The 19616-nt window shown below is 63.7% G+C and carries 12 protein-coding genes; 11 read left to right on the top strand and 1 reads right to left on the bottom strand.

The window, feature by feature from the left end; all coding sequences use genetic code 11:
• Positions 1-104 precede the first annotated feature (104 nt).
• Positions 105-1400 (top strand): sugar MFS transporter, encoded by a 1296-nt coding sequence (locus AXW84_RS06670; RefSeq protein WP_068230374.1) that lies wholly within the window; start codon positions 105-107, stop codon positions 1398-1400.
• Between the two features lie 12 nt (positions 1401-1412).
• The gene (locus AXW84_RS06665; RefSeq protein ID WP_068230371.1) at positions 1413-2351 is read left to right on the top strand and encodes a glycosyl hydrolase family 18 protein; all 939 of its coding nucleotides are present in this window, start codon (positions 1413-1415) and stop codon (positions 2349-2351) included.
• Positions 2352-2357: 6 nt separating this feature from the next.
• On the opposite strand, the gene AXW84_RS06660 is transcribed toward AXW84_RS06665, so the two are convergent.
• Positions 2358-3155, bottom strand: coding sequence for an IS5 family transposase (locus AXW84_RS06660; protein ID WP_068230369.1), 798 nt, complete (start codon positions 3153-3155; stop codon positions 2358-2360).
• A gap of 656 nt (positions 3156-3811) precedes the next feature.
• On the opposite strand from AXW84_RS06660, the gene AXW84_RS06655 reads away from it, so the two are divergent.
• From AXW84_RS06655 to AXW84_RS06620, 9 genes are all read left to right on the top strand, one after another.
• Positions 3812-6889, top strand: coding sequence for a SusC/RagA family TonB-linked outer membrane protein (locus AXW84_RS06655; RefSeq protein ID WP_068230366.1), 3078 nt, complete (start codon positions 3812-3814; stop codon positions 6887-6889).
• 33 nt (positions 6890-6922) lie between these two features.
• The gene (locus AXW84_RS06650) at positions 6923-8509 is read left to right on the top strand and encodes a SusD/RagB family nutrient-binding outer membrane lipoprotein (protein WP_068230364.1); all 1587 of its coding nucleotides are present in this window, start codon (positions 6923-6925) and stop codon (positions 8507-8509) included.
• Positions 8510-8668: 159 nt separating this feature from the next.
• On the top strand, positions 8669-8800 hold the full coding sequence (locus tag AXW84_RS26190; RefSeq protein WP_257722080.1) for a hypothetical protein: 132 nt from the start codon (positions 8669-8671) through the stop codon (positions 8798-8800).
• 10 nt (positions 8801-8810) lie between these two features.
• The gene (locus AXW84_RS06645) at positions 8811-11198 is read left to right on the top strand and encodes a glycoside hydrolase family 3 N-terminal domain-containing protein (RefSeq protein WP_068230361.1); all 2388 of its coding nucleotides are present in this window, start codon (positions 8811-8813) and stop codon (positions 11196-11198) included.
• A gap of 170 nt (positions 11199-11368) precedes the next feature.
• The gene (locus tag AXW84_RS06640) at positions 11369-14014 is read left to right on the top strand and encodes a glycoside hydrolase family 2 protein (protein ID WP_068230358.1); all 2646 of its coding nucleotides are present in this window, start codon (positions 11369-11371) and stop codon (positions 14012-14014) included.
• A gap of 320 nt (positions 14015-14334) precedes the next feature.
• Entirely contained in the window at positions 14335-14619 is a 285-nt protein-coding gene (locus tag AXW84_RS24595) for a hypothetical protein (protein WP_204248430.1), read from the top strand.
• Positions 14620-14710: 91 nt separating this feature from the next.
• Positions 14711-16573: a beta-N-acetylhexosaminidase gene (locus AXW84_RS06630; protein ID WP_157886858.1), complete on the top strand. Its 1863-nt coding sequence runs from the start codon at positions 14711-14713 to the stop codon at positions 16571-16573.
• Between the two features lie 1023 nt (positions 16574-17596).
• The gene (locus AXW84_RS06625) at positions 17597-18253 is read left to right on the top strand and encodes an HAD family hydrolase (RefSeq protein WP_071891063.1); all 657 of its coding nucleotides are present in this window, start codon (positions 17597-17599) and stop codon (positions 18251-18253) included.
• The gene (locus AXW84_RS06620; RefSeq protein WP_236943266.1) at positions 18246-19490 is read left to right on the top strand and encodes a site-2 protease family protein; all 1245 of its coding nucleotides are present in this window, start codon (positions 18246-18248) and stop codon (positions 19488-19490) included. Before AXW84_RS06625 ends, AXW84_RS06620 begins: the two co-directional genes overlap by 8 nt.
• The last annotated feature ends 126 nt before the right edge of the window (positions 19491-19616 follow it).

Raw genomic sequence — 19616 nt, 5'->3', positions numbered from 1 at the left:
GCCCCGGGGCCACTTCCGGGGCTCCGGCCCGCCGGTGCTAAGGCGCTGGCGGCCGCCCCACTCCGCCCCCGGGCGCACCCTCCCCTCTTTTTCTTGATTGTTGCATGAAAGACAGCAAAGCCATCGTCGTTCCGCCCCTGGTCATCATCGGGGCCCTGTTTTTCATCTTCGGGTTCATCACCTGGCTCAACGGCACGCTGATTCCGTTCCTGAAAATTGCCTGCGACCTGACCTACGCGCAGGCCCTGCTGGTCACGTTCGCCTTCTACATCGCCTACGTGTTTTTGGCCATCCCGTCGTCGCTGATTTTGCGCCGCACGGGCTTCAAAAACGGCATGGCGCTGGGCCTGGTCGTGATGGCGGCGGGCGCCCTGGTGTTCGTGCCGGCGGCGCAGGCCCGCTCGTTTGGCCTGTTTCTGGCGGGCTTGTTTGTGCAGGGGGCCGGCCTGGCGCTGCTCCAAACCGCCTCCAACCCCTACGCCACCGTGCTGGGGCCCATCGAGAGCGCCGCCCGGCGCATCAGCATCATGGGCATTTGCAACAAGGTGGCCGGGGTGCTGAGCCCGTTCATCATCGGGGCGGTGGTGCTGAAGGGCGCTTCGGAGCTGGAAAGCCAGCTGGCCCGCACCGCGTCGCCCGCCGCCAAAGCCGTGCTGCTCCAGCAGTTGGCCGACCGCGTAATTTTCCCTTACCTCGTGATGGCGGGGGCCCTGGTGGTGCTCGCCGGCCTGGTTAAGCTGTCCGGCCTGCCGGAAATCATCACCGAAGAAACGGCACCCACGCCTGCCGCCGGGGCCCCAGCGGCCGCGGGGAAGGGCCTTTTCCAGTACCCGCACCTGGCCCTGGGCGTGGGGGCCCTGTTTTGCTGCGTGGGCGTGGAAGTGATTGCCGGCGACACCATCATCCAGTACGGCCGGGCGCAGGGCATCAGCCTCGACGTGGCCCGCAACTTCACCTCCCTCACGCTAGTGGCCATGCTGGTGGGGTATTTTGTGGGCGTGTGGGCCATTCCGCGCTACGTGAGCCAGCAAAGGGCGCTGGCCATTTGCGCCGCGGTGGGGGCCCTGTTCACGGTGGGCATTTTGGCTACCCACGGCTTTTCGTCGGTGGCGCTGGTGGCGCTGCTGGGCCTGGCCAACTCGCTGATGTGGCCGGCCATTTTTCCGCTCAGCATCCGGGGCCTGGGCAGCTACACCGAGCATGGCTCGGCGCTGCTCATCATGGGCATTGGGGGCGGCGCGGTGCTGCCCTACGTGTACGGCAAGCTGGGCGAAGGGCTGGGGTTGCAGCAAGCCTACGTGCTCCTGATTCCCTGCTACTTGTACATCTTGTTCTTCGCCCTTCGGGGCCACGCCTACCAGCCCAAAACGGCGGTATCCTACGCCTTACCAGTTGCTTAATCCGCTGTGCCCATGAACCCGAAACCTACCCTGCGTTGGGCCCTGGTGGCGGTGCTGCTGGCGCTGGGGGCCCCGGCGCGGGCCCAGTTTCGGGTGGTGGGCTACCTGCCGGCCTGGCGCGGCGAAGTGAACCCGGCGCAGCTCGCCCAGCTCACCCACGTCAACTACGCCTTTTTGCTGCCCACGGCCACCGGCGGCCTGGTGCCCCTCGAAAACCCCGATAAATTGCGGCGCCTGGTGGCGGCGGCCCACGCCGCCGGGGTGCGGGTGCTGGTGTCGGTGGGCGGCTGGCACGACGGCGACCACAGCGCCTTCGACGCCATCGGGGCCAACGCGGCTTATACTAATACCTTCACCACCAACCTGATGCAGTTTACCGCCGCGTACCAGCTCGATGGCATCGACATCGATTGGGAGCACCCCGACGCCAGTACCGCCGCCGGCTACGGGGCCCTTATGGCGGCGCTGGCGGCCCAGCTGCACCCCCGCGGCCTGCTGCTGACGGCCGCCGTGGCCGGGGGCACCTGGGCGGGCCCCGGCATTCCCAGCCACGTATTCGGCGATGTAGATTTTCTGAACATCATGGCCTACGACGCGCCCCCGCCCGCACATTCTACCTACGAAGGGGCGGTGGAAACGCTGGCCTACTGGAAGGGCCGCGGCCTGCCGGCCACCAAAGCCGTGCTGGGCCTGCCCTTCTACGGCCAGCCCAACGGCGAAGCCTTCTCGGCCCTGGTGGCCCGGGGGGCCCCGCCCAGCGCCGACCTGTTCGGCAGCGTGGGCTACAACGGCTTGCCCACCATCGCGCGCAAAACCAACCTGGCCTTCGACCAGGGCAGCGGCGTGATGATTTGGGAGCTGACGCAGGACGCGGCCGGGGCCAACGCCTTGCTTGCGGCCATTGCCCGGGTGGTGGCGCAACGCACCCGGGCGGGGGCCCCGGCGCACTAGAGCCTGTTATGTACTTGAAGCGTGTCGGGCGAGCATAATACAGGCAAAAACGACAAAATGAAGCTGCTGTAAGGTCTGACTCAAGCGCTCGTGGTCGCGGGCCAGCCGCCGAAAGCGGCTGCACCAGGCAAAGCTGCGTTCGACCACCCACCGGCGGGGCAATAATACAAAACCAGTCTGCCCTTCTGGTTTCATAATTACTTGCAAGTCAATGTCATGCACCGCCGCTTCGTACTCCGGGTCCTCCCCCGTATACCCCTGGTCGCCGAAGCTGACCTCGACCGTTTGACCCGTCACTTCCTGCACCTGCCGACATAGCTCGCCCACCTGCGCCCGCTCCTGCTCATTAGCCGGGGTGACGACCACGCTCAGCAGGTGGCCCAGCGTATCCACGGCGATGTGCGCTTTACTTCCCTTGCGCCGTTTGGCTCCGTCATAGCCCGCCCGGTGTCCACTCTCAGGCGTGCTTTGCAGCGTGCGCCCGTCAAAAATGACGGCCGTGGGTGTAGCTGCCCGGCCCAGTAACATTCGCTGCAACTCATTCAAGTCGTGTACGATACGTTCGAATACGCGGGCGTCCCGCCAGCGCTCCCATTGCTGGTACACGGCCGCCCAGGGCGGCAGGTCGTGGGGCAGGTAACGCCAGGGGCAACCTGTGTGGGCCAGATAGCGCAAGCCATTAAAGAGGGCGCGCAACGGGTGTTCCCGTTGGGGCGCATCTTCACGCATCAAGCACAGGTAGGGGCACACAAATGCCCATTCATCGTCCGAAATATCACTGGGGTAACACCGCGTTGTCGCCATACCCCAAATTTAACCCTCAGTACAGAACAGCCTCTAGCGGCGGGCCGCCGGCCAGCACGGCGGGGCCCGTGGTAAAGTATTAAAGCCAGCCGCGCACCACCTGCTAGGCCGCGTAGCAGCGGCGTTTAGCGCCGTTATAACCAAATTTTTGCGTGCGCGGGCACCCTTTGCATTTTTTATCTGCGTGTGCGCACACATTTTTTGACGCCGCGCTTGCTTTGTGTGCAGCAGGCAGTTATGTTTGGGGCAAGTTAGCTATATAGTTGTTCGAAAAGTCTTATTCGTCAGCCAGAACCAGACCGGAAAAACGGGCGCGCAGCCAGCGCGCTCCGCGGGTATACCGGCGTTGTTTGGGCCGCAAGTGAAGGCGCAGTTATCGGCGCGGTGTTATTGAAACGGCTACCAATTCAACGACTCTCCTCTGCCATGCTCCCCGTTCCCTACTCCTGCCCTGCCACTCCCGCCGCCTTACCTAGCTTCTTAGCTGGGGCCCCCACGGGCCGCGCGCACCGGCCGGGCTAGGGCCCCAGGCCCTCCTTTTCAACTTGCCGGCCGCCTCGCGCCTGGTTCTTGGCTCCGTTCCGCATGACGGCGGAAAAGCTGCTTTTTAGCGCGGCGCTGTCGTTTTTTTCTCACCAATTTCCCCACCGAAGTCTATGAAAAACTTTACTTGGTTTATTTTTCTGCTCTTGCTGGGCTTGCCCGGCTTGGTACAGGCCCAAACGACGACGGTGACGGGCAAGGTGACTGACGCGAAAGGCACCTCCCTGCCGGGGGTGACGGTCGTCGTGCGGGGCACGCGCCAGGGCGCCACCACTAACGCGGAGGGCACGTACTCCATCGCAGCGGCCGACACGGCGGCGCTGGTGTTTTCGTCGGTGGGCTACAACGCGCAAACGGTGCGGGTGCGGTCACAATCGACTATTAACGTGTCGCTGACCGAAAACACCCAGGCGCTGGACGAGGTGGTGGTAACGGCCCTGAACGTGTCGCGCGAGCGCAAAACCCTGGGCTACTCGGTGACGGAAATCCAGGGCACCTCGCTGACCCAGGCCCGCGAAACCAACGTGGCCAACTCGCTGGTGGGGAAAGTGGCCGGCTTGAACGTGAACTCCACGGCCGGGGGCCCTGGCTCGTCAAGCAACGTCATCATCCGCGGCGCGTCGAGCATCAACCAAACCAACCAGCCGCTCTACGTCATCAACGGCATTCCGGTGGAGAGCCAGCCCAGCGGCGGGGCCGGGGCCAGCATCGGCAACAGCGGCGGGCAGTACGACAACGCGCCCGACTTTGGCGACCCCATCTCCAACCTGAACCCCGACGACATCGAGACGATTTCCGTGCTGAAGGGCGCGGCGGCCTCGGCCCTGTACGGCTACCGGGCCAAGGCGGGCGTTATCCTGATTACGACCAAGAGCGCCAAGGGCAACGACGGCATTGAGCTGAACAGCAACTACGTCGCCCAGCGCGCGTTCAACCTCACCGACTGGCAGTACGAGTACGGCCAGGGCAGCACCGGCATCAAGCCCGCCACGGCCACCGCGGCGGCGCAGTCGGGCAACTCCAGCTGGGGCGCGCGGCTCGACGGCACCCCCGTGGTGCAGTTTGACGGCACCTCGCGGCCCTACTCGGCGCAGAAAGACAACATCAAAAACTTTTACCGCACGGGCGGGGCCCTCACCAACACGCTCTCGTTCAACAAAAGCTTTACGGGCGGCTCGGTACGCCTCTCGGCCAGCGACCTGGCCAACACGGCGGTGGTGCCCAACTCGCGCCTCGACCGCCAGACGTTTAACCTGACGGGCACCTTCGACCCCTTCAAGCGCCTCACCATTGATGCGCGCACCAACTACATCCTGGAGCAGGCCAAAAACCGGCCCGTTTTGTCGGATGGGGCCGGCAACGCCAACTTCAACGTGGCCTTCCTGCCCACCAGCCTGGACGTGCGCGACTTGCAGGGCCCCAACGGCAACGGCACGCTGGCCAACGGCAACGAGCTGACGTTCAACACCGGTAACCTGTACAACACCAACCCTTATTTCGCGGCCAACCAGTTCGTCAGCAACACCCGCCGCGAGCGGATGCTCTCCAACCTGACGGCCCGCTATAACTTCGATTTTGGCCTGTTTTTGCAGGGCCGCCTCGGGCGTGACGCCTACAACGACCGCATCACGACCGTGACGCCCTCGGGCACGGCCTACCGCCCCTCGGGCAGCATCACGGAAATCACCAACCAGTTCACCGACCTCAACGCCGACGTGCTGGCCGGCAAGACCTTCAAGGTGGGCGAAGACTTCACGTTCGCGCCCAACGTGGGCGCCAGCTACCGCCGCACCAAGCAGGAAGGCTTCCAGAACTTTGGCAACGACTTCGCCGTGTTCGGCATCAACCAGTTGAGCAACACCAAGACGCGCTCGGTAGCCCCCATCTTCTACGACCTGGAGGTGCAGTCGGTGTACGGCTCGGCGGACTTCTCCTACAAGGATTTTCTGTTTCTAACGGGCACCGTGCGGCGCGACTGGTTCTCGTCACTGGCCACGCCCGGCGTTGAAGGCAAAGACCTTGGAAAAACGTATCCTGGTGTAAGCGGCTCGTTTGTGTTCTCGGAGCTGTTCAAGCCCGCTTTCCTCTCGTTTGGCAAAGTCCGGGCCGGCTACTCGAAAGTAGGGCAAGCTACTGGCCCCTTCCGCACACAGCTCAATTACTCCCTAGGTTCGACTACGCTCAACGGAGTGCCCTACGGGGGCCCCTCCGACTCCAGTATCCCTAACCCTAATTTAAAAGCATCGGAGGCTACCGAGTTAGAAGTAGGCACCGAATTAGCTTTTCTGCAAAACCGGCTGCGGCTCGACCTGACCTTCTACAAGAAGAACTCGACCGGCGAGATTGTGGACGCTCCTTCCTCGATTACATCGGGTTACTCGAGCGCGGTATTGAACGCGGGCCGGTTGGAAAACAAGGGCGTGGAAATGTTGCTGACCGTGCTGCCGGTGCGCAGCGCTAAGTTCACCTGGACTTCTTCGTTTAACGCGGCCTACAATAAGAGCACGGTGCTCTCGCTGGCCGCCGACCAAACGCAGTCGGTGTACGCCACGTCGCGCTCGGGGGCGGGCTTCCTGGGGCAGGTGGTGGGCAAGCCCTTCGGGCAAGTGCTGGCCTACGACTACCAATACAACACGGACGGAAGCATTGCGCTGGCCCCCAGCGGCGTGCCGGCCCGCGGCAACCTCACCTCCTACGGCACCGCCTACCACCCCTGGACGATGGGCTGGAGCAACGACTTTACGCTCGGCAACATTAACCTGGGCGTGCTGATTGACGGCAAGTTTGGGGGCAAAATCTTCTCCACCACCGACTACTACGCCACCATCTACGGCCTGCGCAAGGAAACGCTGGTGAACCGCGAGGGCAACTTCGGCACCGCCGCCAGCCCCATCAACGCCCAAACCTACTACGGCACGCTGGCCGACAACGTGAGCAAGCAGTTCGTGCAGGACGCCAGCTTCATCAAGCTGCGCCAGGTCACGCTGGGATACTCATTTCCGACCAAGCTGTTCAACAACCACGTGCAGCGCCTGACCCTGAGCCTGGTGGCGCGCAACCTGTTTTACTTCCGCCGCCTCACCGACAACATCGACCCCGAGGGCAGCTACAACGCCTTCACGCAGGGCCTGGAGCTGGGCGGCGTACCGCCGTCGCGCACGTTCGGCCTCAACCTGAACGCGAAGATTTAGGGCTTTTCCGTTAACTTCTTACCTATTGGCTATATGAAAAGTCTGTTCTCAAAACCAGGGGCCCTGGCCCTGGGGGCCCTGCTGCTGGCCAGCGGCTGCACCGACCGGTTCACCGAAATCAACACCAACCCCACCACCTACAGCCAAACCAACTTCGACGGCAACTACTTGCTGGCGCAGGAGCAGCTGACGTATACCGGCAGCACCGACTTTGCCTTCGAAACCTGGCGCGGCAACCTCATTTACTGCGCCACCATGATGCAGGGAATGTCCACGGTGATCAGCTACTGGGCCGGCGACAAGTACTTGCTCAACGAAGGCTACACCGGCGCTTACTGGGAGCGCGCCTACTCCGAGCAGGTGAAGCCCGCCACCGACTTGGTGGTTTTCACCGCTGGCAAAGACCAGTACAAAAACCTGCACCAAATTGCCCGCATCATGCGCGCGCTCATCATGGAGCGCATTACGGACCTCTACGGCGACGCGCCCTATACCCAAGCGGGCCAGGGCTATTACCAGGGCATCATCACGCCCGCGTACGACCCGCAGATGGCCATTTACAACGACCTGATCAAGGAAGTGACCGAGGCCTCGGCGGCGCTTGACCCCAACGCCGACATTCCTTCGGGCGACGTGTACTACAAGGGCAACATTGCGCAGTGGCAGCGCTTCAGCAATACCTTGCTGCTGCGCCTGGGCATGCGCCTGAGCAAGGTAGACCCCGCCAAAGCCCAGCAGATTGCCGCCCAGGTGCAGGGCAAAACCATGACCAGCGACGCCGACAACGCCTACGTGCTATTTGACGTGGCCGGCGGCCGGGCCACCCAAAACCGCAACAGCCAGGTGCTGCTCGGCGACGGCGGGCAGGAGCACTACTACGTGAAGTGGTCGAAGACGTTTATCGACTACCTGCAAACCAACAACGACCCGCGCCTGTCAAAAATCGCGGCCACGCAGCTCTACCTCTCGGACGGCAACAAAACCCAGAACGCCAACTTCGTGACCACAGCGGCCGTGCAAAAAGGCCTGCCCAACGGCCGCGACCTGAGCGGGCGCCCGGCCTACGACGTGTCGACGGCGCCTGGCTACACCACCTTCCCCGACTACTCCTCGCCCAACCCGGGCATGACGAAGCGCACCGGCCCGGCGTTCATCCTCACCTACGCCGAATCGGAACTGCTGCTGGCCGATGCCGCCCAGCGCTTTAGCCTGACGACGGGGGGCAGCGCGGCTAGCCACTACAGCGCCGGCGTAACGGCCGCTATGACGTACCTGAGCCAGTACGACGCCACGATGGCCGTGGCCCCGGCCGACATCGCAACCTACCTGGCGGCCCACCCCTACGCGGCCGCCCAGGGCCTGGAACAGATTAACACCCAGTACTGGGCCCTGACCAACACCATGCTCGACTTCTACGAGTCGTGGAGCAACTGGCGCCGCACCGGCTTCCCGGTGCTTACCCCCGTGGTGTACCCCGGCAACGCTACCAACGGGACGATTCCGCGCCGCTTCCCCTACCCCCTCTCCGAGATTACCAGCAACCCCAACAACTACGCCACGGCCAAGGCTGCCGTGAACGGTGGCGACTTCCTCACCGGCCGCGTGTACTGGGACAAATAGGGCCCCGTGGGCCCCCCGGGCCGTTTTGCTTAGTGCCACTAGAACGCCGTGCCAGGCGGGCGTCCGCGCCGGGCACGGCGTTCTAGTGGCACGTTTGCGGTTGCTGGCCGGCGCCGTTCGCTGCTTTTCCCACCTTATTTGCCCCGCTCACTGCTCTTTATGCTCTTGCTTCCCAGCCAACTCGGTACTTTCCTTGCCAACAGCCGCCTGCTGGGGGCCCCGGCGCGGGCGCAGTTGCCTGGTGCAATACCGGCCAGCCCGGCGCTGGCCTTTGCGCTTGCTGCACGCTAGCCGGGGCCCTATGCTTAAGCGAATTCTTTTCGGACTGAGCATTGCCAGCGCCGGGCCCGCCCGGGCGCAAACTGCCGGCCCGCCGCTCTACAAAAACGCCAATGCCCCCACCGAGGCCCGGGTGCAGGACCTGCTGGGCCGGATGACGCGGGAAGAGAAAGTGGGCCAGCTCTCGACCCTGCTGGGCTGGGAAATGTACCAGAAGCAGGGCCCCCAAGTAGCCATCAGCCCGGCGTACCGGGAGGCCGTGGACGCGCGCCACACCGGCATGCTGTGGGCCACGCTGCGCGCCGACCCGTGGACCCAGAAAACGCTCAAAACCGGCCTCGACCCGGCCCTGGCCGCCGAGGCCACCAACGCCTTGCAGCGCTACGCCGTGGAGCACACGCGGCTGGGCATCCCACTGCTGCTGGCCGAGGAGTGCCCGCACGGCCACATGGCCATCGGCACCACGGTGTTCCCCACCTCCATCGGCCAAAGCAGCACCTGGGACCCCGCCCTGATCGAGCAGATGGGCGCCGCCATTGCCGCCGAGGCCCGCGCCCAGGGGGCCCACGTGGGCCACGGCCCGGTGCTGGACCTGGCCCGCGAGCCACGCTGGTCGCGGGTGGAGGAAACCTACGGCGAAGACCCCGTGCTGAACAGCCAGATGGGCGTGGCCATGGTGCGCGGCTTCCAGGGCCCCGGCCCGGTGGGTGGGCCCCACATCATCGCCACGCTCAAGCACTTCACGGCCTACGGCGTGCCCGAGGGCGGGCACAACGGGGGCAGCATCGGCACGGGGCCCCGCGAGCTGTACCAGAGCTTTTTGCCGCCGTTCCGGGCCGCCGTCAAGGCGGGGGCCCTGTCGGTGATGACGGCCTACAACTCCGTGGACGGCGTGCCGTGCTCGGCCAACGCGTTCTTGCTAACGGACTTATTGCGCAAGCAGTGGGGCTTCCAGGGTTTCACGGTGTCGGACCTGGACAGCATTTCGGGGCTGGTGGGCGGGCACCGCGTGGCGGCCACCCCGGCGGCGGCGGCCATCAACGCCGGCCTCGACACCGACCTCAGTGGCTACGGCTACGATAAGGAGCTGCTGGCGGCGGTGAACGACGGGGTGGTATCGGGCGAGGTGCTGGACCGGGCCGTGGGCCGGCTGCTACGGCAGAAGTTCGAAATGGGCCTATTTGAAAACCCCTACGTGGCGGTGAAAAAAGCGGCCAAGCAGGTAAAAACCGCCGCCCACGTGCAGCTGGCGCGCCGCGTGGCGCAGGAGTCGGTGGTGCTGCTGAAGAACGAGCGCGACCTGCTGCCACTCAGCAAAACCCTGAAAACTATTACCGTTATCGGCCCCAACGCCGACAATATTTACAACCAGCTGGGCGACTACACCGCGCCCCAGCCGACGGACAACGTCGTGACGGTGCTGGAAGGCATCCGGTCCAAGGTATCGGCCGCAACGAGAGTAGCTTACGTGAAAGGCTGCGCCATCCGCGACACCACGAGCGCCGACATTGCCGGCGCCGTGGCGGCAGCCCGGGGAGCCCAGGTGGCGGTGGTGGTGGTGGGCGGCTCCAGCGCCCGCGACTTCAAAACCGAGTACCAGAGCACCGGCGCGGCCACCGTCACGGCTGCCGCGGGCGGCCAGCTCGTCAGCGACATGGAGAGCGGCGAGGGCTACGACCGGGCCACGCTGGATTTGCTGGGCAAGCAGCTGCAGCTGGTGCAGGCCTTGGCGGCCACCGGTACGCCGGTAGTGGTGGTGCTCATCAAGGGCCGGCCGCTGAACCTGAATTGGTTGGCGGCCCACGTGCCCGCCGCGCTCGATGCCGGGTACCCGGGCCAGGAAGGAGGAAACGCCGTGGCCGACGTGCTGTTTGGCGACGTGAACCCCGCCGGGCGCCGGCCGATTTCAGTGCCCAAAAGCGTGGGCCAGCTGCCGGTGTACTACAATTACAAAACCCCGGCCCGGCACGACTACGTGGAGCTGGACGCCAAGCCGCTCTACAGCTTCGGCTACGGGCTGAGCTACGCCAAATTCGCCTACTCCGACCTGCGCACCGACGTGGTGGAAAGCGCGGGCACCGTGCAGGTTAAGGTCAGCTTCAAGGTGAAAAACACCAGCGCCCGGTCCGGCGATGAGGTGGCCCAGCTGTATTTAAACGACAACGTCAGCTCAACGGTGACGCCTGCCAAGCAGCTCAAGAAATTCCAGCGCTTCGCGCTACGGGCCGGCGAAGAAAAGACCGTAACCTTCGCCCTGGGCCCCGACGAGCTGATGCTGCTGGACCCGAAAATGAACTGGGTGGTGGAGCCCGGCACCTTTACCGCCCTGGTGGGCGCCGCGTCGGACGACATCCGGCTGAAAGCGGATTTCCCGGTTCGGCAAGCTCTCACCGTGCCAGTTGGTCAATAATTAACAGCCTAACCAAATAAACCAAGACCGTCATGCAGCGCGCAGCGAAGCATCTTTCCCGCGCCAGCAATCATAATTAGTTACGCGAAAAAGATGCTTCGCTGCGCGCTGCATGACGGTCTTATTTCGTTACCTATTTACGCCAACAACTGCCTCTTGGGGCCCTGCCGATGACTTACCGCTTGCCATTTTGCCTGTTGTGCGCGCTGCTCCTCCACCTGCCGCTGTGGGCCCAAACCCGGCGCGAACTCAACTCGGGCTGGCAGTGCTTGCCCGCCGCGAAGGCCGGCGCCGACGGGCTGGTGCTTTCGCAGCCTTCGTACGTGCTGGCGGGGTGGGCCCCGGCCGTGGTACCCGGCACCGTGTTGACGACCCAACTCGCTAATAAACAGGTGCCTGACCCGTTCTACGGGATGAACAACAAGCGCATCCCGGATATTTACACCACCGGCCGCGACTACTACACTTACTGGTTCGTGAAGGACTTCGCGGAGGCACCGGTGGCCGGCCAGGAGCAGGTTTGGCTGCACTTGCGGGGCGTGAATTACAGCTGCGAGGTGTATCTGAACGGCCAGAAAATCAACAAGCAGACCCACCACGGCATGTTTCTGCGCCAGGCCTACAACGTGACGCCCTACCTGGCCCGCAACGGCCAGAACCGCCTGGCCGTCATCGTGTACCCCGCCGACCCGGTGGGCAACCCCAACGGCGGCCAGGGCGGCGACGGCCGCATTGCCAAGAGCGTGGCCACCCAGTACACGGCCGGTTGGGACTGGATTCAGCCCATCCGGGACCGCAACACCGGCATCTGGGACAAGGTGACGCTGGAGCGCACCGGGGCCGTCAACCTGAAAAACCCGCACGTGGTGACCCGCGTGCCCGGGGTGCACCTCCCCGCGGGGCCCCAGGCGCCGGCCACGGTGCAGGTATCGGCCGAGCTGGAAAACCCCACGGCCAAGGCCGTGGCGGGGGCCCTGACTTACACCCTGGACGGCCACACCGTGTCGCAGCCGGTGAGCATTCCGGCGCGCACCATCAAGGTGGTCAGCCTTAAGAACCTGAGCCTGCCCAACCCCAAGCTGTGGTGGCCCAACGGCTACGGGGCCCAGCCCCTGTACCCGCTGAAAATGCAGTTCATCATCGGCGGCAAAACCGTGTCTGACGCGGAAACCATGGAGGTGGGCGTGCGCGAAATCCAAACCCAGTGGAACCCCAAAACCCAGAGCCGGCAGGTGCTGGTGAACGGCCAGAAGGTGTTCATCAAGGGCGGCAACTGGATTATTTCGGACGCCATGCTCCGGTTTACGGACGCGCGCTACGACGCCGAAATCCGGTTTCACCGCGACATGAACCTGAACCTGATTCGGATTTGGGGCGGGGCCCTGGTGGAGCGGCCCGCGTTTTACGCGGCCTGCGACAAGTACGGCCTGCTCGTCATCCAGGACTTTTGGATGTCGGGCGACGCCAACGGCCGCTGGCTGGACCCCCAAAAGGCGGACGACCAGTGGACGCGCCGGCAGTACCCCGACGACCACCGGCTGTTCATCAACTCGGCCGCCGACCAGGTAAAAATGGTGCGCAACCACGCCTCGCTGGCCATGTGGTGCGGCGGCAACGAAATCACCCCGCCGAAGGACATTTTCACGGCGCTGGCCGATTCCATCCTGCCAAAGCTGGACGGCACGCGCTGGTTCATTCCGTATTCCAACTCCGATAGCCTGTCGTACAACCGATTGGGCGGCAACGGCGACGGGCCCTACGGCATCCAGGACCCGCGCAGCTTCTGGGGCGTGCGCACGTACCCGTTCAACTCCGAGGTGGGCTCGGTGGGCGTGGGCGACTACGAATCGCTGGAGCGGTTCATTCCCAAGGCCAACCTGGTGGCGCCCCAGTGGAACCCCGCCCACCGGCCCGCCGAAACGGTCGACTCGGTGTGGAACTACCACCTCTACATCAGCTACGAAAACCACCTGCTGCCTTATGGGGCCCCAAAGGACGTGCGGGATTTTGCCCTTAAAGCCCAGCTCGTCAACTACAACCAGTACCGGGCCCTGATGGAAGGCTTCAGCGCGCACATGTGGGAATGGTACACGGGCACCATCATCTGGAAAACGCAGAACCCCTGGACGTCGATGCGCGGCCAGATGTACGACTACTACCTCGACCCCAACGCCTGCCTCTACGGCCTGCGCAGCGGCAGCGCGCCACTGCACCCCATGTACAACCCCGTGGACAGCATGGTGATGATTGCCAACAACTCGTTTGCCGTGCAGCGCGACCTGATGCTGGTGGTGGACGCCTACGACCTGGCCGGCAAGAAGACCAACATCACGCAGGTCATCGTGGAGATTAATCCGTCGATGGCCAAAAGCTACCTGCCCATCGGCCCGGTGGTGCGGCGGTTGGGCAAGCAGCAGGGAATGTTCCTCTCGCTCCAATTGCAAGACCTGAACAAGAAGGTCGTCAGCAGTAACTTCTACTGGCTGCCCGATGCGAAAGGCGAGTATTCGGGGCTGAAAAGCATGGCCAAAACCACCGTCAAAGTAGCCGCCAAGCAACTGGCCAAGAACAAAATATCCGTAACGCTGACCAACCCGGCCAACGCCCCGGTGGCCTTCTTCAACCGCCTGGCGCTGGTGAACCCCAGCACGCAGCAGCGCCTGCTGCCCGTGTTTTACAGCGATAACTATGTATCGGTGCTGCCCGGCGAAAGCACCACCGTAGTAATGGATTATACCCCCGGGGGCCCCACGCCCCTGGTGTCGGTAGAGGGCTGGAACGTGGAAAAGCAGTTGCTGCCCGTGGCGGCTAATTAAAAGCAGTAGAGTTATTTCCGAGTGAGAAATCGCACAAAAAAGAACGTCATGCAGCGCGCAGTGAAGCATCTTTCCCGCAGCAGTAATCATAATTAATTACGCAATAAAGATGCTTCGCTGCGCGCTGCATGACGTGCTATATTCTTTCTGATTCAGGAATAAACCTGAAATACGTTTTATGAGGCTCCGTCCCACCCAATTATTGTTCCCAACGGCTGCGTTGGCTTGCGGCCCGGCTGCGTTAGCAGCCTGCGCCAGCACCAAAACTGCGGCCACCACCGCGGCCGGCAGCCGGGGGCCCCGAAGCCTCACGCGGTACGTTGACGCGTGCATCGGCACGGGTTTCCACGGCCACGTATTCGTGGGGGGCCAACGTGCCGTTTGGCGCGGTGCAGCCGGGGCCCGCCAACCGCTCCGAGGGTTGGGACTGGTGCTCGGGCCACCGTCATTCTGATTTCACCACCGGTGGTTTTTCGCACCTCCACTTCAGCGGCACCGGCCCGGTGGTGGGCAACCTTTCCGTGGTGCCCACCACCGGGCCGGTGCGCGTGGTGAAAGGCACGGCCAAAAACCCCGAGAAAGGCTACGTTTCCTTCTCGAATTAATTAGCTTGACGCAGCTAAGCTCCTGTGGCAGCAGCACCGCTTGCTACCTTCCTTTTTGCCCACCCGCTTTTCTCACCTTTTGCTCTTTTTTATGCCGATGTTTCCCGCCCGCTTTGGTACTATCCTCACCACCGGCCTCCTGCTGGGGGCCCCCGCGCTTGCGCAGCAGCCCGCCACCCCACTGGGCCTGGTGCCGCTGCCCCGCGAAGTGCAAACCAGCGCCGGCACCTACGCCCTGCCCCAGAAAGTCAGCGTGTACGCCGCCGGCCCGGCTGCCCAAAACGTGGCCGAGCTGCTGAAAGGCTTCCTGGCCCCGCTGGGCAAAACCGTGGCCCTGACGACCAACCGCCAGGCCGCGCAAATCCGGCTGCTCGCGGCCGCGCCCGGGGCCCCCGGGGGCCACGAAGGCTACCAGCTGGTGGTGGATAAAAGTGGCGTGAGCATTACGGCGGCGGGCGGCGCGGGCTTGTTCTACGGCACCCAGACGCTGCTGCAACTGCTGCCACCCAAGGCCACGGCCGCCGCGCGCGTGCCCTACGTGCGCATTGCCGACGCGCCGGCGTTTGGGTGGCGCGGGGGCATGCTCGACGTGTGCCGCCACTTCTTCCCGGTCGAGTTCGTGAAGAAGTACATCGACTTTTTGGCCGCCTACAAGCTCAACACCTTCCACTGGCACCTGACCGACGACCAGGGCTGGCGCATCGAAATTAAGAAATACCCCAAGCTCACGCAAATCAGCGCCTTCCGCAAACAAACACTGATTGGGGCCCAGCAGACGTTCAAAACGCCCGCCGAGTTCAAGTACGACGGCACGCCCTACGGCGGCTTCTACACCCAGGACCAGATCCGCGAGGTGGTGGCCTACGCCCAGAAACGCTACGTCACCATCGTGCCCGAAATTGAAATGCCGGGCCACTCGGTGGCCATATTGGCCGCCTACCCCGAGCTGGCCTGCAAGCCGGGGCCCTACGAAACCTGGACGATGTGGGGCGTCATCGACGACATCGTGTGCCCAACCGAGCCTACGTTCCGCTTCTTTGAGGACGTGCTGACCGAGGTGTGCGCCCTGTTTCCGGGGCCCTACGTGCACATTGGGGGCGACGAGGCGCCGAAAACCCGCTGGAAGGAAAGCGCCGCGGTGCAGGACATCATGAAAAAAGAGGGCTACACCGACGTGGAGAAGGTGCAGGGCTGGTTCAACCGCCGCATCGAGGCCTTTTTGACGAGCAAAGGCAAGAAGCTCATCGGCTGGGACGAAATTTTGGAAGGCGGCATCGACGACAAGGCCACCGTGATGAGTTGGCGCGGCGAGAAGGGCGGCATCGAGGCCGCCCGCCACGGCAACGACGTGGTGATGACGCCCGCCGGCTACCTCTACCTCGACGCCGGCCAGAACCCGCAGCCCCACAGCCCCAACGAGCCGCTGATGATTGGCAACTACCTGCCCCTGGAAAAGGTGTACGGCTACAATCCACTCTCGAAAGAGCTGACGCCCGAACAACAAAAGCACGTGCTGGGGCCCCAGGCCAACCTGTGGACGGAATACATTGCGACGCCGCAGAAGGCGGAGTACATGCTATTCCCGCGGCTGCTGGCCGTGGCCGAAGTAGCCTGGACGCCCGCCGCTAAGAAAAACTACGCCGAATTTCTGCCGCGCCTGGGCCAGCAGTTTGCCCACCTCGACGCTAAAAACATCAACTACCGCGTGCCCGAACCCGTGGGCCTCGACAGCCTCAGCGCCGTGAAGCAGGGCGGCCGGGCCGTGTTCACGCTCCGCTCGCTGGTGCCGGGGGCTCAAATCCGCTACACCCTCGACGGCCACCTGCCCGACGAAACCACCGAGCTCTACACCAAGCCGCTGGCCGTGCCGCAGGGCGCGCGCCTGCTGGTGCGGGCCGTCACCATCGCCCCCAACGGCCGCAAAAGCCCCCCCGCCGAGCTGCTGGTGCGGTAGGTTGGGGCCCCGGTGCGAATTAATTGACTGCAATAGCCTAGCTGTGCTGGTGGAGCGGCGGTATTCAGCAGCTTTTGGGCGCCAACCCAGTGTCGGTAAAACAAAAAAGGCTTTCCTGCTTGCAGGAAAGCCTTTTTGTGGGCCCACTTGGAATCGAACCAAGGACCTGCTGATTCACTTTCCTCCGGTTTCCCGAAGTAGTTGGACTATCTCATCACCGTGCTCGCCTGGTGGGGCAAGGGTAGGTGGGGGGCGTTGGTGAAAGCGTATTGCATGGTCTGCTCACTTCCTAGTCTCTGCACCTTCCGGGTACTTTCATGACCGTTCCCCGGCTTGGCTCAGGATTGCCATCGGGGCCATTTGCTCCGAACAGGTTTCCCTGAGTTAACCCCCTGCTCATCCCGTAGTTTCCTGCCGGGAGGCACCGCTAAGCATTCGTTGAATATTCTGAAACGTCAGTTCGGGATGATGCGTTTCCGCGTGGCAGTTGGAACAAAGGAGTTCACATTTACTTGCTTCGGCAGCAATACTTTCCCAATTCCGATTGGAAAGCACCCGCATGTCCAGCTTCATGCTTTTCATACTCGGCTCGGAATGATGAAAGTGCAACGCCGCAGCGTTGGCACGGTAGCCACATTTCTGACACCCCCCCGCCAAACTCTTCAATCAAGTGCAGCTTGCGCTTCAATGACCGTAGGGTTTGCGAGTGATACGTATTAGTTTGCGCTTTCACCCGGTGGTAATGGTCTTTCTGCTTGCATGTATTGCTACAATACTTCTGCTTTTGACCAGCGATGGGTTGTGCACAAACTACACATTGTTTCATGAATTCAAAGAACGCCTGTTGATGAGTCAGCTGCTCTAACCGATTGAGCTATAGGCCCGCATGGTAGCTAAAGAAGCTACCAGCAATTCAAAGATACGCCAGCGAAGGCAATTACGTGCGCAAGCGGGGGCAAAGGCACCTGGCGGGAGCAAACTTTGTGCAGCGGCCGGCATCCTCGCTGGCCACGTTTATACCTTATGCTTCCCCATTTGCTTTTCGACTTCGGCGGCGTCCTCATCGACATTGACTACGCCCGCACCCCCGCCGCCTTCCGCCGCCTGAGCCGGGCGGGTAGCACCGTGGAATACAGCCAGGCCGAACAGGCCGAACTATTCGACCAGCTCGAAACCGGCCAGCTTACGCCGGCCCAATTCCGCGACGGGCTGCGCACGACCTACGACCTGGCGGCCACCGACGAAGAAATTGACCAGGCGTGGCATGCGCTGCTGCTCGACGTGCCCGCCGAGCGCCTGGCCCTGGTGGCCGAGCTGCGCCGCCAGGGCCACCAAACGGCCCTGCTCTCCAACACCAACGCGCTGCACATTGCCGAAATCAACCGGCGGCTGGCGGCGCAGTACGGCTTCAAGAATGGCATTGCCGATTGCCTTGACCGCGTGTTCTACTCGCAGGTGGTGGGGCTGCGCAAGCCGGGCGAGGCGTTTTTCCAGCACGCGCTGCGCGAAATGAACTGGCGGGCCGAAGACGTGTTATTCATCGAAGACAGCCCCCAGCACGTGGCCACCGCCCGCCGCCTGGGGCTGCGGGTGCTGCACCTGGCCCCGCCGCTCACCCTCACCACCGCCCTGCCCGAAGCCCTCCGTGCCTTTCCCCGAGAATACGCCCCCCTTGCCTGAGTTTGCCCCCGCGCCGGGCCCCGGGGTACCCTTGCTCCTGCCCGAACTACTAACCTCGCCACCCGAAGCTGCCGACGGGGGCCCCGGCTGGGGCTTCCGGCGCTACGAGCGGCTGCCCCAGCCGCCGGCCCGGGTGTACGCCCGCCACCTGGGGCTGTTTTTGCTGACGCTGCTGACGACCACGCTGGCGGGCGTGCAGCTCACGCGGGGCGACGTGGGCCTGCCGCCGCTGGGCGTGTGGGGCCTGCCGCCGCTGCCGGGGCCCGGCGAATGGGTGCGCGGGCTGTGGTTTGCGCTGCCGTTTCTGGGCGTGCTCACGGTGCACGAGTTTGGGCACTACTTTGTGGCGCGGCGCAACCGGGTGGCCACATCGCTGCCGTACTTCATTCCGTTCCCATTGGGGCTGGGCACGTTTGGGGCGGTGATTCGCATCCAGGACCGGATTTTCTCGCGGCGTGAATTCTTCGACATTGGGCTGGCGGGGCCCCTGGCGGGCTTCGTAGTGGCGGTGCCGCTGCTGATTTACGGCTTCACGCACCTGCCGCCGCTCGGTTACCTGTTTCAGATTCACCCCGAGTACGCCCGGTACGGGGCTAATTACGCGCAGTACGTGTACCCGCCGGGGGCCCCGGACGGCATCAGCCTGGCCCGGCCGCTGCTCTACCGCTTGCTCGAATTTGGTTTTGCCGACCCGGCCCGCCTGCCCCACCCCAACGAGCTGCTGCACTACCCCGTGCTGCTGGCCGGGGCCCTGGCCCTGTTCTTCACGGCCCTGAACCTGCTGCCGATGGGCCAGCTCGACGGCGGCCACATCCTATACGGCCTGCTGGGGGCCCGGCGCTTCAACCGGCTGGCGCGGGTGCTTTTCATTGGCTTCATTTTTTACGCCGGACTGGGGCTATTTTCGCTGCATTCGGCGCCCGACACGTGGCTGTACTGGGGCCCCGCCTACGCGCTGTACCTGGGGCTGGTGTGCTGGCGGGCGCTGCCCACGCCGCGCCAGGGCCTGCTGCTGGCGGCCGGCATTTGGGCGGCGCAGCTGGCCGTGGCGGCGGCCGTGCCGGGCGTGCTGGGCAACCCCGGCTGGCTGGTATTTGGGCTGCTGCTGGGCCGGCTCACGGGCATTTACCACCCGCCCGCGCCCGACGACCGGGCCCTGAGCCGCGGCCGCCAATGGCTGGGCTGGATGATGGTGGTTATTTTTGTGCTTTGCTTCACGCCCTCCCCGTTTAAGTAGGTTTTTAGTTGTCAGTTGCTCGTTGTCAGTTGTCAGTTTTTTATCAACAGATTTTCATTTAACGACTAGACAATCGGCCACGAAAAGCTCGCAGCTAAGGCCAAGCTGTTCAACGCGTTTCGCACC

This window comes from Hymenobacter sp. PAMC 26628 (assembly GCF_001562275.1).
Taxonomy (GTDB): Bacteria; Bacteroidota; Bacteroidia; order Cytophagales; family Hymenobacteraceae; genus Hymenobacter.
This window is presented reverse-complemented; position numbering and strand designations above follow the sequence as displayed.

Bases quoted from the DNA above. Each gene is read 5' to 3' on its own strand.
- AXW84_RS06670 (WP_068230374.1), top strand. From the start codon at position 105: ATGAAAGACAGCAAAGCCATCGTCGTTCCGCCCCTGGTCATCATCGGG.
- AXW84_RS06665 (WP_068230371.1), top strand. From the start codon at position 1,413: ATGAACCCGAAACCTACCCTGCGTTGGGCCCTGGTGGCGGTGCTGCTG.
- AXW84_RS06660 (WP_068230369.1), bottom strand. From the start codon at position 3,155: ATGGCGACAACGCGGTGTTACCCCAGTGATATTTCGGACGATGAATGG.
- AXW84_RS06655 (WP_068230366.1), top strand. From the start codon at position 3,812: ATGAAAAACTTTACTTGGTTTATTTTTCTGCTCTTGCTGGGCTTGCCC.
- AXW84_RS06650 (WP_068230364.1), top strand. From the start codon at position 6,923: ATGAAAAGTCTGTTCTCAAAACCAGGGGCCCTGGCCCTGGGGGCCCTG.
- AXW84_RS26190 (WP_257722080.1), top strand. From the start codon at position 8,669: ATGCTCTTGCTTCCCAGCCAACTCGGTACTTTCCTTGCCAACAGCCGC.
- AXW84_RS06645 (WP_068230361.1), top strand. From the start codon at position 8,811: ATGCTTAAGCGAATTCTTTTCGGACTGAGCATTGCCAGCGCCGGGCCC.
- AXW84_RS06640 (WP_068230358.1), top strand. From the start codon at position 11,369: ATGACTTACCGCTTGCCATTTTGCCTGTTGTGCGCGCTGCTCCTCCAC.
- AXW84_RS06630 (WP_157886858.1), top strand. From the start codon at position 14,711: ATGCCGATGTTTCCCGCCCGCTTTGGTACTATCCTCACCACCGGCCTC.
- AXW84_RS06625 (WP_071891063.1), top strand. From the start codon at position 17,597: ATGCTTCCCCATTTGCTTTTCGACTTCGGCGGCGTCCTCATCGACATT.